Origin of the sequence: Alteromonas sp. Cnat3-28, assembly GCF_022348265.1 — a bacterium.
GTDB classification, from domain to species: domain Bacteria; phylum Pseudomonadota; class Gammaproteobacteria; order Enterobacterales; family Alteromonadaceae; genus Alteromonas; species Alteromonas macleodii.
In genome coordinates, this window is sequence record NZ_JAKREY010000033.1 from 1 (window position 1) to 14,344 (window position 14,344).

At 45.4% G+C, this 14,344-nt stretch carries 17 protein-coding genes; 13 read left to right on the forward strand and 4 right to left on the reverse strand.

Features of this window, described 5'->3' with window-relative positions; translation table 11 throughout:
- Positions 1 to 264: 264 nt before the first annotated feature.
- Positions 265 to 1,266, forward strand: coding sequence for a branched-chain amino acid aminotransferase (locus MHM87_RS19105; protein ID WP_014947969.1), 1,002 nt, complete (start codon positions 265 to 267; stop codon positions 1,264 to 1,266).
- Between the two features lie 66 nt (positions 1,267 to 1,332).
- Here MHM87_RS19105 and gpmA read toward each other — a convergent pair whose 3' ends face one another.
- Positions 1,333 to 2,079 carry a 2,3-diphosphoglycerate-dependent phosphoglycerate mutase gene (gpmA, locus tag MHM87_RS19110; protein WP_014947970.1) on the reverse strand — a complete coding sequence of 249 codons (747 nt, stop codon included), beginning with the start codon at positions 2,077 to 2,079 and terminating at the stop codon, positions 1,333 to 1,335.
- A 178-nt stretch (positions 2,080 to 2,257) separates the two neighbouring features.
- Entirely contained in the window at positions 2,258 to 2,719 is a 462-nt protein-coding gene (locus tag MHM87_RS19115; protein WP_039225136.1) for a cupin domain-containing protein, read from the reverse strand.
- Between the two features lie 488 nt (positions 2,720 to 3,207).
- Between MHM87_RS19115 and acnA the strand changes: the two genes are divergently transcribed.
- On the forward strand, positions 3,208 to 5,925 hold the full coding sequence (gene acnA, locus MHM87_RS19120) for an aconitate hydratase AcnA (protein WP_239260717.1): 2,718 nt from the start codon (positions 3,208 to 3,210) through the stop codon (positions 5,923 to 5,925).
- 61 nt (positions 5,926 to 5,986) lie between these two features.
- Here the strand turns inward: acnA and MHM87_RS19125 are convergent, their stop codons facing one another.
- Together MHM87_RS19125 and MHM87_RS19130 are read right to left on the reverse strand one after the other, a co-directional pair.
- The gene (locus MHM87_RS19125; protein ID WP_014947973.1) at positions 5,987 to 6,481 is read right to left on the reverse strand and encodes a sel1 repeat family protein; all 495 of its coding nucleotides are present in this window, start codon (positions 6,479 to 6,481) and stop codon (positions 5,987 to 5,989) included.
- Positions 6,482 to 6,590: 109 nt separating this feature from the next.
- Positions 6,591 to 8,807: a GspE/PulE family protein gene (locus tag MHM87_RS19130; RefSeq protein ID WP_080589194.1), complete on the reverse strand. Its 2,217-nt coding sequence runs from the start codon at positions 8,805 to 8,807 to the stop codon at positions 6,591 to 6,593.
- A gap of 430 nt (positions 8,808 to 9,237) precedes the next feature.
- Between MHM87_RS19130 and rpsJ the strand changes: the two genes are divergently transcribed.
- Genes rpsJ through rpsQ form a run of 11 tightly spaced genes read left to right on the forward strand, consistent with a single transcriptional unit; the run spans position 9,238 to position 14,175 of the window.
- A complete protein-coding gene (rpsJ, locus tag MHM87_RS19135) occupies positions 9,238 to 9,549 on the forward strand; it encodes a 30S ribosomal protein S10 (protein ID WP_010179497.1) in 312 nt (103 codons plus the stop codon).
- A gap of 18 nt (positions 9,550 to 9,567) precedes the next feature.
- Complete coding sequence (rplC, locus tag MHM87_RS19140) at positions 9,568 to 10,206, forward strand: 50S ribosomal protein L3 (RefSeq protein ID WP_014947975.1); 639 nt, start codon at positions 9,568 to 9,570, stop codon at positions 10,204 to 10,206.
- Positions 10,207 to 10,224: 18 nt separating this feature from the next.
- Positions 10,225 to 10,830, forward strand: coding sequence for a 50S ribosomal protein L4 (gene rplD, locus MHM87_RS19145; protein ID WP_012516958.1), 606 nt, complete (start codon positions 10,225 to 10,227; stop codon positions 10,828 to 10,830).
- Positions 10,827 to 11,126, forward strand: coding sequence for a 50S ribosomal protein L23 (gene rplW / locus MHM87_RS19150; protein WP_012516959.1), 300 nt, complete (start codon positions 10,827 to 10,829; stop codon positions 11,124 to 11,126). Before rplD ends, rplW begins: the two co-directional genes overlap by 4 nt.
- Before the next feature lie 14 nt (positions 11,127 to 11,140).
- On the forward strand, positions 11,141 to 11,965 hold the full coding sequence (gene rplB / locus MHM87_RS19155) for a 50S ribosomal protein L2 (protein WP_014947976.1): 825 nt from the start codon (positions 11,141 to 11,143) through the stop codon (positions 11,963 to 11,965).
- Positions 11,966 to 11,980: 15 nt separating this feature from the next.
- Entirely contained in the window at positions 11,981 to 12,256 is a 276-nt protein-coding gene (gene rpsS, locus MHM87_RS19160) for a 30S ribosomal protein S19 (protein WP_012516961.1), read from the forward strand.
- Positions 12,257 to 12,267: 11 nt separating this feature from the next.
- A complete protein-coding gene (rplV, locus tag MHM87_RS19165; protein WP_014947977.1) occupies positions 12,268 to 12,600 on the forward strand; it encodes a 50S ribosomal protein L22 in 333 nt (110 codons plus the stop codon).
- A 9-nt stretch (positions 12,601 to 12,609) separates the two neighbouring features.
- On the forward strand, positions 12,610 to 13,314 hold the full coding sequence (gene rpsC / locus MHM87_RS19170; RefSeq protein WP_014947978.1) for a 30S ribosomal protein S3: 705 nt from the start codon (positions 12,610 to 12,612) through the stop codon (positions 13,312 to 13,314).
- Positions 13,315 to 13,316: 2 nt separating this feature from the next.
- Positions 13,317 to 13,727 (forward strand): 50S ribosomal protein L16, encoded by a 411-nt coding sequence (rplP, locus tag MHM87_RS19175; protein ID WP_014947979.1) that lies wholly within the window; start codon positions 13,317 to 13,319, stop codon positions 13,725 to 13,727.
- Positions 13,727 to 13,918: a 50S ribosomal protein L29 gene (rpmC, locus tag MHM87_RS19180; RefSeq protein WP_014947980.1), complete on the forward strand. Its 192-nt coding sequence runs from the start codon at positions 13,727 to 13,729 to the stop codon at positions 13,916 to 13,918. Before rplP ends, rpmC begins: the two co-directional genes overlap by 1 nt.
- Entirely contained in the window at positions 13,918 to 14,175 is a 258-nt protein-coding gene (gene rpsQ / locus MHM87_RS19185) for a 30S ribosomal protein S17 (protein WP_014975444.1), read from the forward strand. The genes rpmC and rpsQ overlap by 1 nt, the downstream gene beginning before the upstream one ends.
- Positions 14,176 to 14,344: the final 169 nt, after the last annotated feature.

Below are 14,344 nucleotides of genomic sequence, written 5' to 3' on the forward strand. Positions count from 1 at the left end.
TCGAATACGATTTACTATGCGACAGTGGAAAGCTGCACTCAAATGGTACAGCTCCATAGTTGACGCAGCCTGGGCCGGAGGCATATGAAATTAAATTCGTGGGGATCCCTCAGACTCTGACCCCATTATTTTTGTGTTGTCAGTATTTGTAGACATTCTTATTCGATAAAAGCCTTAATAGATCTGACTTACTTTTAGCAAAGTGAGCGTTTTTTGGTAAACTCTGTCGAGTATTTTTCTAGTCGAAGTAAATAGGACAAACTAATGGCCGTATTCGGTACAGTATTCATGCCACAAATGGCACTTGCTACCTTTGTCAACGATAAGTGGACTGACACCGAATTTGTCAGTGCAGATAGTATTCAGCTGCACCCTGGTGCACACGTGCTTCATTACTCAAGTACATGCTTTGAAGGATTGAAAGCATTTAAGCACGAAGATGGCAGTATCAACATTTTCAGAATGGATAAGAATATTGAGCGCTTTGCTCAAAGTAGCCGTCTACTTAACTTGCCTGAAATAGACAAAGCGCAAGTCGAAAAGATGATCATCGATATTGTTGCAAAATACGCCTCCGAGGTTCCAGAGCCTCCAGGTTCTATGTATATCCGCCCTACGCATATCGGAACGGAAGCGTCTATCGGTAAAGCAGCAGCGCCATCGGCAAGTTCTATGCTATACGTTCTATTATCGCCGGTTGGCGATTACTTTGCCGGCGGTTTGAAGCCACTTCGCTTGTTGCTAGACGAAACAGGCATGCGCTGTGCACCGCACATGGGAATGGTAAAAAGCGGTGGTAACTACGCCAGTGCGCTGCCTCCTATTCTTAAAGCGCGTGCAGAAGTTCAGGCTGATCAAATTCTGTTTTGCCCTAATGGCGATGTACAAGAAACCGGAGCTGCTAACTTCCTGCTTATCGATGGTGATGAAATCATTACTAAAGGGTTAGATTCTAGCTTCCTACACGGTGTGACCCGAGCAACGATTCTTCAAATTGCCAAAGACCACGGCATGAAAGTGAGTGAGCGTGATATTACTGTAGACGAACTACTAGAGCGTTCAGCCAAACCGAACACTGAAGCAGCACTGTCTGGTACAGCGGCTGTACTTACGCCGGTAGGTACCTTTATTCACAATGATAAAGAGTATCAGGTTGGTAACGGTGAAGCTGGCCCTGTAACGATGAAGCTAAGACAAGCGTTAAATGATATCCAATGGGGTAAGGCCGAAGACACTCACAATTGGTTGGTGAAAGTGCCAAACTAGTCTAATCAGACACCCATTAAAAAAGCCTGCGAACGCAGGCTTTTTCGTTTCTAAAAAGGCACTCGATTACTTCGCTTTGCCTTGCTTAGCGACTGCATCCATCATTGCTTTGATAGCGTCAGCATCGCCAAGATATTCTTTAGAGATTGGCTTAAGGTTTTCATCTAGTTCGTATACTAGCGGTACACCTGTAGGAATGTTTAGGCCCAACACTTCTTCGTCTGACATACCATCAAGGTACTTAACAAGAGCACGAAGACTGTTGCCGTGCGCAGCAATAATTACGCGCTTGCCTGCTTGGATGTCTGGACGAATAACGTCGTGCCAGTATGGTAGTACACGTTCGATAGTTAGTTTTAGACTTTCACCACGTGGCAGGATGTCAGCATCTACATTGTTGTAACGTGGATCGTGACCTGGGAAGTGCTCGCTGTCATCTTCAACGGCCGGAGGTGGGATGTCGAAGCTACGACGCCAGATTTTAACCTGTTCTTCACCATGCTTAGCGGCAGTCTCTGCTTTGTCTAGACCTGTTAACGCACCGTAGTGACGCTCGTTCAGACGCCAGTGACGCTCAACTGGAAGGTAGTGCTGACCCATCTCTTCAAGTGCAATATTAAGTGTTTTAATTGCGCGAAGAAGTACAGACGTATAAGCCTGATCAAATGTAAATCCAGCATCTTTAAGAAGCTGACCTGCGGTCTTTGCTTGTGCTACACCAGTGTCGGTCAAGTCAACGTCGTGCCAGCCTGTGAAACGGTTTTCCAAGTTCCACTGACTTTCTCCATGACGAATAAGTACCAATTTATACATAGTTGGGTTACCTGCGGCGTTAGAGTGAAATAGTCTGAGATAATTCCAGAAATTGGACGTTCAGACGTATATTTAAAAATCTGCTGTTATCATCCTTGATTGGCGCTTAAAAATCCAGTTTATGCTGGTACAAAATCGCAGGTAAGACGTGTGTTTATCACTATAACTTGGGAATATATTATATAAAACGGGTAAGGTCTGGATGAGCAACTTTTATCCACTCTTTCATTGATGGCTCTTCAATAAAGCTAAAGTCTTCGAAGTCGAAGCCAGGTGCTACTGTACAACCAACAAGTGAGTAATCACCCATCGTTGCGGCTGCCTGAAAATTACCTGCTTTAACAACTTCAACATAGTCCGTGCTTTGCCCACCAATGCGACGTTCCCACAACTGTTGTTTTTCAAGTTGAAACAGTTGTAGTGGGGCCCCTTCGTAGTGATTCCACACTTCATCATGTAACACGCGATGAAAACGACTAACTTGTCCCTTTAATAGAAGAAAATAGATATGAGTAAGCGCAGGTCGACTAGCATTGTGCACAAATGATTTAGTTTCGTTTTCAGAACGGAAAACTTGACGATAGAAACCTCCCTCGGGGTGAGGTGCAAGGTTGTACTTCTTAACTAGCGGGTGCGTCATGATAACTTCGTTATTATTGTTATTGCTTACTACTAATGCTTGTATATCTCAAAGCTTTCCTAAGCATGTATTAAGACATTTAATGTTTAACCTTCTTTTAAGCATACCGTTTGGTGCGTTATAAGAAAACAGAAATGTTGCATATTTGTAAACCATCTTAATCAGCAAGTACTCTGTGCATACGCGAAATTTTCTTACCAATTAGCCTCAATATAAAATGTGCCAAGCTTATTTACCAATAAGCGCTATCTGCCCCAGTCAGCTTTTTCCAACTGTTACAGCGCTTCTGCATAATCCATCTGTTTAAACCAATAATGAGAAATAGCTAAAAAAGCGATGCCATTACTAATAGTAGGTGAACTTTTTTTCATGTTTAGGCCGTACAAATTGGAAAATAAAGCGACGAAAAACACGTTGCTCGTTTCTTGCGTTGGCAAAATTGAAACGTACACAATATTCACGAACAGGCAAAGAAGGATGGTGAGCGTATGACATATAAGTCTTTTTCGCAGCTTGAAGTAAACGGCAAAAACTTCAAGGCGGTTAATTTTGACGGTATAGGCAGTAAATATGCGCTCGACAGGCTTCCGTTTTGTATCAAAATTCTTTTGGAAAACCTGATTCGTCATGAAGACCAAGAGTTTGTTAACAGCAACGATATTGAGCAAGTAGCAAAGTGGGACACAGATAATCACGTTGATCACGAAGTGTCGTTTGTTCCCGCACGCGTCATCCTCCAAGATTTTACGGGCGTGCCTGCTATTGTTGACCTAGCAGCCATGCGCGATGCGGTTAATCGTTTAGGTGGCGACGCTCAGGCGATAAATCCACTCAATCCAGTAGAGTTGGTTATTGACCACTCTGTAATGGTAGATCATTTTGCTGAAGACGATGCGCTTGAAAAGAATACCGACATTGAAATTCAGCGAAATAGAGAGCGTTACCAATTTCTAAAATGGGGCCAGTCTAGCTTTGACAATTTCAAAGTGGTTCCCCCCGGTCGCGGTATCGTGCATCAAGTTAACTTGGAGTATCTTGCTCGTTGCGCATTCACTAAGGAGCAAGATGGGGAAACCTTGGTTTACCCAGATACCCTAGTGGGAACAGATTCGCATACCACTATGATTAATGGCCTTGGCGTACTTGGCTGGGGTGTGGGAGGCATTGAAGCAGAAGCAGCGATGCTGGGTCAACCAGTAACAATGTTATTACCAAAAGTGGTTGGCTTCAGGCTTTCAGGTAAGTTACCTGCTGGCGTAACTGCCACCGACATGGTGCTAACTATCACACAACAACTACGTGAACATGGCGTTGTTGGAAAGTTTGTAGAATTCTATGGACCGGGTCTTAAGCATCTTACTACGGCAGACCGTGCCACCATCGCAAACATGGCGCCCGAATATGGTGCTACTTGCGGAATCTTCCCTATTGATGATGTAGCGCTAGATTACCTGCGCCTCACCGGCCGAGACGAAGACCAAATTGCTCTTGTTGAGGAATATGCGAAATTCAGTCACTTATGGCACGACGATCATTCAAAAGATGCGCAGTATCATGAAACCCTGGAACTTAACTTAGATGAAGTGGTTCCTTCACTTGCTGGACCTAAGCGTCCTCAAGATAGAATTGCCCTCGATAATGCAGCAGAGGCATTTAATGAGTGGCATCGTTCGCAAATTGACGTGAAAGTGCTTGATGAAGAAACCGATCTCATCGCAGAAGCGGGGTTAGGTACAACAGACGAGGTGGACGAAGAACACGACTCGTTCGTGGAGTTCAGAGGAAGCAAGTTCAACCTTGAAGATGGCGCTATTGTAATAGCTGCTATCACCAGCTGTACTAATACGTCAAATCCATCAGTGCTCGTTGGCGCAGGCTTACTTGCGAAGAAAGCAGCAGAAAAAGGGCTAACCCGTAAGCCGTGGGTTAAGACTTCATTAGCACCTGGTTCGCAGGTTGTTACTCAGTATTTAGAAGATGCTGGTCTTATGGACCCGCTTGAAGCACTAGGCTTTAACTTGGTTGGCTACGGTTGTACAACCTGTATTGGTAACTCTGGACCGCTACCTGATGCCATTACCGACGCCATAAGAAAAGCGAAACTTACGGTTACCTCGGTTTTATCTGGTAACCGCAACTTTGAAGGGCGTATCCATCCCGATGTGGCTGCAAACTACCTGGCATCACCACCACTGGTTGTTGCATACGCGTTGGCTGGAAACATGAATGTAGATATCACTAAAGAGCCGTTAGGTAAGGCGAGTGATGGTTCTCCGGTATATTTAAAAGACATCTGGCCTACCGAAGACGAAATTCAGCAATACATAGCGGAAAACGTCACCGGTGATTTGTTTAAAGAAAAGTATGCAGATGTATTTAAAGGAAGCGGTGAATGGAATGAACTGCAGGTAAGTAAAACATCGGTCTACGACTGGCCAGAATCAACCTACATTAAGCATCCACCTTTCTTTGAAGTAATGGGTAAAGAGCCAGAGGCTCTAACTGCAATTGAAAACGCACGATGCTTGGTTAAGGTGGGCGATTCGATTACTACCGACCATATTTCTCCAGCCGGCGCCATCGCAGAAGATAGCCCAGCCGGAGAGTACCTGCAGGCCCAAGGGGTTGAGCCTAAAGACTTTAACTCTTACGGGTCGCGTCGTGGTAACCACGAGGTTATGATGAGAGGTACGTTTGCTAACGTGCGTCTTCAAAACCAATTAGCACCCGGCACAAGAGGCAGTGCTACCACACACTTCCCAAGTGGCGATGGTATGTCTATTTTCCATGCTGCTATGCGTTACAAAGATGACGGCGTACCAGCCATTGTTATTGGTGGAAAAGAGTACGGTACTGGCTCGAGTCGAGATTGGGCTGCTAAAGGTCCTTCTTTAATGGGTGTAAAAGCAGTACTAGCAGAGAGCTACGAGAGAATTCACCGCTCTAACCTGATTGGAATGGGGATTTTGCCACTTCAATTTAAGTCAGGTGATAGCGCGAGTTCTTTGGAGCTTAAAGGCAATGAGTCTTTTTCTATTAACGCTGTTGAACGTGGGCAGACTGAGGTTGAAGTTAAAGCCGTGTCGGATGAAGGAAAAACAACAACGTTTACGATGGATATCAGAATTGATACATCAAACGAGTTCACTTACTTTGAAAACGGCGGCATTCTGCATTACGTGATAAGAGAATACTTGAAGAAATAGCACGTATAAGGGTAGTGGTAAGCGACTTCTCTGTAGTGAGAAGTCGCTATGCCATGTGATGTTAGTAATAGCGTTTTTCGCAGATTACTTCTTTAATATTCGAGCCGATGGCAGCGCGTGTCTCACATCTCAAATCTTGGGCTTGTGCACCGTAAAGAGAGATATATTCTTCTACATAAGGCTCTAAAGCATTGATGTAGTCTTCAGGTAAAGCATTCTTTATCTGCCGGTAAGAACGGTTCCATTCAGCGGTTTTTTGTTCCATTGCAACATTCAACCAGAGCCAGCCTTCTTCATAATTAACGGGCGTCCCCCATCCTTGGAAATACATTTGCGCGAGGTAATATTGGCCTTCTTTATTTCCCATTTTTGCAGAAGCAGTCAGCTTCTCCAGTGCTTTTTCATACTTCTCTGCCTTCAGGGCGTGCAAGCCCAATTCTAAAGTAGATAAATATTCGGATTTCCAAATATGATTCTTAGTATGCGACTGAGCCAACGTAGGGGCTGAAAGTACAACTGAAGATAAAACGGCAGCTATTGCTAATAGATTTTTCATGTAGTATCCCTTCTTTTTGATAAATTTATAACGCAATTCACACTCATAGTGAACCGTCTAAAAGTACAGTATTTGTTTTATGTTACTAAAAATTTTAAGAGTAGAGTGATTAATCTCCACCAATAATTTGGACTTGTGCTAGGTCAGTATCGCCTTTCAAAACTTTGAAAATTGCGTCTTGAACGAGGGTGCGCATGCCATCAGCAGCAGCCTGAGACTTCATATCGGCGACGCTGGCTTCTTTGTACACCATTGACCGAAGCTCTGGCGTCATACCTAGTAGTTCATGTACCCCTGTTCTACCTTTGTAACCCGTGTTTCCACATTCTTCACAGCCTTTAGCACGGTAAAGCTCTAGTGGCGTCTGAATATTCAGCTCCGCCATGTGCGCATGACCATACTGGCGCTCAATAAAGGCCATATCGGTTTCAGTGGCGATGTACTTTTCTTTACAGTTACTGCATAACGTTCGAATAAGACGTTGAGCCAGTATACCCACGCAGGCATCTGAGAAGTTCACAGGGTCGAGACCCAAATCAAGTAAACGGGTAATCGTTTCAGGGGCTGAGTTGGTATGCAGTGTAGACAGTACTAAGTGACCGGTTAACGAGGCTTCAATACCTGCATGCGCGGTTTCTTTATCACGCATCTCACCAATAAGAATAATGTCAGGGTCAGCACGTAAGAATGCGCGCAGGGCCGCAGCAAAGTTGAAGCCAATCTTAGGGCTTACTTGAACCTGTTGTAGGCCGGGTTGCGTGATTTCCACCGGGTCCTCAGCGGTCCAAATCTTCTTTTCAGGCGTGTTTAAATATCCCAATATAGCGTGAAGCGTGGTGGTTTTACCTGAACCCGTTGGCCCAACAACGAGAAGAATGCCGTGAGGCTTCTTAATCATTTCTTCTAAACGTGCACGGTTGTTCGGTGCCAAGTTCATCTTATCAATAGGCATCGCACCGCCAGATGCCAGAATACGCATAACCACACCTTCACCGGCAACCGTAGGAATGGTGGCAACACGAACTTCAACAAGTTGACCATTCATTCTAAACGCGAGTTTGCCATCCTGAGGTACGCGTTTTTCGGCAATATTCAAATTCGACATTATCTTTATGCGTGCAATAACTGCACTGTGGTGCGAATTAGGCACTTGGTTCATGTCGCGGCACACACCGTCCACGCGCATACGTACACGAGTGGGCGCGTTTTTCTCTGGGTCTATGTGAATATCTGACGCGTTGAGTCTTTTTGCATCGTGCAGAATACGGCTTACTAAGCGCACCACAGCAGGGGCGTCGTCAGAAAGTTCATCGACCTGGTCGTCGTTATCTTCAGTTGATGTACCAATCTCGTCGAGAATATCACTCATCTCGCCGGGGCCACCACCACCGCTGTTTTCCCCCAAATATTGAAGAATTAAGCTAGGAAGGCTGACAGCTATCTCGTAGCTATCAATACCCATGGCGCTCTCTATTTCCATAAGTAGCGCCGCATTATTAGGTTCAGCCATCAATACTATGGGCTTGTCATGGGCATCGGCAATGACAGCCACATAGTTTCTTTTTAAATAAGAAACATTCAGACGGCTTTCATTTTCGAACCTGTGATACTTATCAGGTAAATAAGGAATAAAAGGCACCTGATAGTGAATAGAAAGCGAGTTGCCAATTTCTTCTTCAGAGATGCGGTGTTCCGACACAAGACGCTGTATAAGAGCGCGAATGTCTGGAGTAGAACTTTGAATATCGTTTAATGTAGCTTCGTCTAATAAGCTTTTGTGGACTAGTAGATCGAAAGGGTTGTTTGTGCCGCCCAGTTCAAATCTGAACTTGTCGCCAAGAATAAGTGCAAGGGCATTGCCTAGCTTTAAATCTTCTTCAGTAAAACCACCACTGACTTTGTTGATGATTTGGATAACACCCATCAACACGCCCGCATTCATTATAGGTACGCATAAAATGTTCTGGGTTTTAAAGTCATTGTCTTTGTCGAACTTGTCGGCGAAGCGCAGGCGAGGGTGAATGCTTTGAAGTAGTGCAGGATTATACGGGTCGTCAATAACCACAGCCTTTTGTGATAGGGCGACATAACCAGCAATCGACATTGGGCTAATTGGCACTTTTATTTCCAGCGTCTCTTTACCCGTTTTAAATCTCGCGACCAAATCTTGATGCTGACGTCGACGTTGAAAAATACTCATACGTTGGGCATCAAACAAACCGAGGATAATTGGCTCTAATAAACCATATGCATCCAGTAACGTGGAGTGGTTATTTAGAATGCGTTTTATTTGTGCAAAAGTTTGCTGGTTATTCACTACTTCCATATTCTCACTACTAATAATGTTGGCGCCTAGTCCTTTATGCATTTGGCGTTACAAGTGCCTGTTAAGCTAGGGTAACAAGATATACCTATACCACGAAAGCAACAATACTACTTATAGACAGTTACATACACTGGTATAGCGTAAAAATATGTGTATAAAAAGCAAACTGCCTCTTGCATTGCTTCTGTCTTTCTGTATAATTCGCGCCCACTGCCCAATTAGGGCACGTAATTTTTAGCCGCGACCTCACTGCTTTTAGGGTGGTTGCCGAAGTAACGGATTCATCATCACTGATTAGCCTGTTGCTGGCGTGCTAGAAAAAAGAACAGGGTTCCGATTGGGAACCATCGGTTTACGCACATCCTTTCTTTCCGGAATAAATGGAAGAGAAAGGGTGAATTTTTTTGTTCTTTCGATTGGAGCTTAATCGATGCCAAATCAAAGAATTCGCATTCGTTTGAAAGCGTTTGATCACAAGTTGATCGATCAGTCTACGGCTGAAATCGTTGAAACTGCGAAACGCACTGGTGCTCAGGTAAGTGGTCCTATTCCTCTACCTACTCGCAAAGAACGCTATACAGTTCTGATTTCTCCGCACGTTAACAAAGACGCGCGTGATCAATATGAAATCCGTACTCACAAGCGTTTGGTAGACATCATCGAGCCAACTGATAAAACAGTTGACGCGTTGATGCGTTTGGACTTGGCTGCTGGCGTTGATGTTCAAATCAGCCTGGGCTAATAAGAGAGGGTTATAACAATGGCGATTGGTCTAGTCGGTCGTAAAGTGGGTATGACTCGCATCTTCACTGAAGATGGTACGTCTATCCCTGTGACTGTTATTGAAGCGACCCCAAACCGCGTTACTCAGCTTCGTACTGAGGAAACTGACGGTTATCGCGCTCTTCAGGTTACTGCTGGAACTAAGAAAGCTAACCGCATCAACAAAGCTGAAGCAGGTCACTTTGCTAAAGCTGGTGTTGAAGCTGGACGCACTCTAGTAGAATTCCGCCTAGAAGAAAACGAAGGTGCCGATATTGAAGTAGGCAGTGAAATCACTGTTGAAATCTTTAACGACACTAAGAAAATTGATGTAACTGGTACATCAAAAGGTAAAGGTTTCCAAGGTGCTATCAAGCGCTGGAACTTCAGTTCTCAGCGTATGACACACGGTAACTCTTTGTCACACCGTGCTCCTGGTTCAATTGGTCAAAACCAATCACCAGGTAAAGTATTCAAAGGCAAGAAAATGGCTGGTCAGCTTGGTAACAAGCAAGTGACTACTCAGTCTTTGGAAGTTGTACGTGTTGACGTAGAGAACGGCCTTATCCTAGTTAAAGGTGCCGTACCTGGCGCAACTGGCAACGATGTAATCGTAAAGCCAGCTGTTAAAGCGTAACGTCTGGGGAGTGAACTGATGGAATTAACATTGAAAGACGCGCAAAGCGCTCTTGAAGTATCCGAAGCGACCTTTGGACGTGAATTCAACGAAGCCCTGGTACACCAGGTAGTTGTAGCTTACGGTGCAGGTGCTCGTCAGGGTACAAAAGCGCAGAAAACTCGCGCTGAAGTTCGTGGTGGCGGTAAGAAGCCATGGCGTCAAAAAGGTACTGGCCGTGCTCGTGCTGGTACAATCCGTAGCCCAATTTGGGTTGGCGGTGGCCGTGCTTTCGCAGCAAAGCCTCGTGACTTTGACCAAAAAGTTAACAAGAAAATGTATCGCGGTGCGATCAAGAGCATCCTGTCTGAACTAATCCGTCAAGACCGTTTGGTTGTTGTAGAGAAGTTCGGTGTTGACGCACCTAAGACTAAAGCTCTTATTTCTGCACTTAACGAATATGAACTAAATGACGTTCTAATCGTTACTCCTGAAGTTGATGAGAACTTGTTCCTAGCGGCGCGCAACTTGTACAAAGTTGACGTCCGTGACGTAGCAGGCATCGACCCAGTGAGCTTGATTGCATTTGAAAAAGTGCTAATGACTGCTGATGCGGTTAAACAACTTGAGGAGGCGTTAGCATGAAAGAAGAACGTCTACTGAAGGTGCTAGTAGCACCTCACGTTTCAGAAAAGTCTACAATGGCTGCTGAAGCGAACAACACAGTTGTATTTAAAGTAGCTAAAGACGCGAACAAAGCCGAAATCAAAGCTGCAGTTGAAAAACTGTTTGAAGTTGAAGTTGAAGGTGTTCGTACTGTGAACGTTAAGGGTAAAACCAAGCGTCACGGCATGTCTTTCGGTAAGCGCAGCGACTGGAAAAAGGCCTACGTGGTTCTTAAAGAAGGTCAGGACATCGACTTTGTCGGTGGTGCTGAGTAAGAAGGGGATTAGAAATGCCATTATTGAAAGCTAAGCCAACTTCTGCCGGTCGTCGTCACGTTGTTCAGGTCGTAAATCCTGACCTGCACAAAGGTGCACCGTACGCACCTTTGCTTGAAAAGAACAGCAAATCTGGCGGTCGTAACAACAATGGTCGTATTACCACTCGTCACATTGGTGGTGGTCATAAGCAACACTACCGTGTAATCGACTTTAAACGCAACAAAGACGGCATTCCAGCTAAAGTTGAGCGTTTAGAATACGATCCAAACCGTTCTGCAAACATTGCACTAGTATTGTACGCAGACGGTGAACGTCGTTACATTCTGGCTCCTAAGGGTATGCAAGCAGGTGATGCAATCCAGTCTGGTTCGGACGCTCCGATCAAGTCTGGTAACACTCTACCTATGCGTAACATCCCTGTAGGTACTGTTGTACACGCAATTGAAATGAAGCCTGGCAAAGGTGCGCAAATCGCACGTTCTGCTGGTGCTTATGCTCAGATCCTAGCACGTGACGGAAACTACGTTACCCTACGTCTACGCTCTGGCGAAATGCGTAAAGTTCTATCTGATTGCCGCGCCACTATCGGTGAAGTTGGCAATGCAGAGCACATGCTTCGTTCACTAGGTAAAGCTGGTGCTACACGCTGGCGTGGTGTTCGTCCTACCGTTCGTGGTGTTGCCATGAACCCGGTTGATCACCCACACGGTGGTGGTGAAGGTCGTACATCAGGCGGTCGTCACCCAGTAACTCCTTGGGGTGTTCCTACCAAAGGTAAGAAAACCCGAAGCAACAAGCGTACTGATAAGCTTATCGTACGTCGTCGAAACAAGTAATAGCGAGGATTCACCATGCCACGTTCTCTCAAGAAAGGTCCTTTTATTGACCTTCACTTGCTGAAGAAGGTAGAGGCTGCAGTGGAAAAGAACGAACGTAAACCAATCAAAACTTGGTCTCGTCGTTCTATGATCATCCCAGATATGATTGGGTTGACCATTGCGGTCCATAACGGTCGCCAACATGTACCTGTCATTATTAGTGACGAAATGGTCGGCCACAAGTTGGGCGAATTTGCGCCAACGCGTACTTACCGCGGCCATGTCGCGGATAAGAAAGCTAAACGTTAAGGGGTAGGAAGATGGAAGCATTAGCTAAACACCGTTTTGCCCGCACGTCGGCTCAAAAGGCACGCTTGGTTGCGGATCAAATTCGCGGAATGCACGTTGAGAAAGCTCTAGAGCTTCTTGCGTACAGCCCGAAGAAAAGCGCAGCGCTAGTAAAGAAAGTATTGGAATCTGCGATTGCTAACGCAGAGCACAACGAAGGCGCAGACATCGACGAATTACGCGTGTCTAAAGTTTTCGTTGACGAAGGTCCAACTATGAAACGTATCAAGCCACGTGCTAAAGGCCGTGCTGATCGTATCTTCAAGCGCAGCAGTCACATCACTGTGGTTGTAGCGGATAACTAGGAGTAGATAATGGGACAGAAGGTACATCCTACAGGTATACGCCTGGGTATCAGCAAACCATGGACTTCTACCTGGTACGCTAATACTGCAGACTATGCAGACAACCTGTATAACGATCATCAGGTACGTCAGTATCTGACTAAGCAACTAAAGAACGCTTCACTTTCTAAAATCGTGATCGAGCGTCCTGCTAAGAGCATCCGTGTGACTATTCACACTGCTCGTCCAGGCGTTGTAATCGGTAAGAAAGGTGAAGACGTAGAGAAGTTGCGTAACTACGTATCTAAGCTAGCCGGCGTGCCAGCTCAGATCAACATCGCTGAAGTACGTAAGCCAGAGCTAGATGGCCAGCTAGTAGCTGACAGCATCTCTAGCCAGCTAGAGCGTCGTGTTATGTTCCGTCGTGCTATGAAGCGCGCAGTACAAAACGCAATGCGTCTAGGCGCGAAAGGTATCAAAGTTGAAGTTAGCGGCCGTTTGGGCGGAGCAGAGATTGCACGTTCTGAATGGTACCGTGAAGGTCGCGTTCCTCTGCACACTTTCCGTGCGGATATCGATTACGCAACCTCTGAAGCGTCAACTACTTACGGTATCATCGGCGTTAAAGTATGGATCTTCAAAGGTGAAGTTCTAGGTGGTCTACCTACAACTCAAGAGCAAGCACCAGCTGCTCAACCTAAGAAGAAAGGCCGCAACGCTAAGCGAGAGGGCTAATCATGTTACAACCAAAACGCATGAAGTTCCGTAAGATGCACAAAGGCCGCAACCGCGGCTTAGCAGCGGGTAATACTGTTGCCTTTGGTACTTACGGCCTTAAAGCAGTTGGTCGTGGTCGAATGACTGCGCGCCAAATCGAAGCAGCGCGTCGTGCTATGACTCGTCACGTTAAGCGTCAAGGTAAAATTTGGATTCGAGTTTTCCCTGACAAGCCAATTACTGAGAAGCCTCTAGAAGTGCGTCAAGGTAAAGGTAAAGGTAACGTTGAGTACTGGGTATGCCAAATTCAGCCTGGTCGTGTGCTATACGAGATGGAAGGTGTTCCTGAAAATCTTGCACGCGAAGCGTTTGAATTGGCAGCGGCTAAACTGCCATTTAAAACAACCTTTGTAACTCGGACGGTGATGTAATGAAAGCGACTGAACTGAAAGAAAAGAGCGTAGAAGAGCTGAACGCAGAGTTGATTAACCTGCTACGCGAACAGTTCAACCTACGCATGCAGCACACAACAGGTCAGCTTGAAAAAACTGATCAGTTGAGAAAAGTACGTCGTAACATCGCGCGTGTTAAAACCATTCTGACTCAAAAGGCTGATGCGTAATGACTGAGCAAAAAATTCGTACAGTACAAGGTCGTGTGGTTAGCAACAAGATGGATAAGTCTATCACTGTTGTAGTTGAACGTTTTGTTAAGCACCCAATCTACGGGAAGTTCATCAAGCGCTCTACTAAGCTTCACGCCCACGACGAAAACAACGTATGCAATAAAGGTGACGTAGTAACAGTACGTGAATGTCGCCCACTATCTAAGAGCAAATCTTGGATGCTAGTTGACGTTGTTGAGAAAGCTGGCGTTTAATCGCTAACTTTTTTCAAAGTCTTAAAAAAGCCGCTCTCGAGCGGCTTAATTAGATGGTCCGCCTCACCTCTAAGCTAGTCTTAGAGTTAGGCAATCAAAGAGGCGAACCATCATGTCTACTATTAAAGTTCTTGGAATCGATTTAGGCAAATCATCTTTTCATGTGATA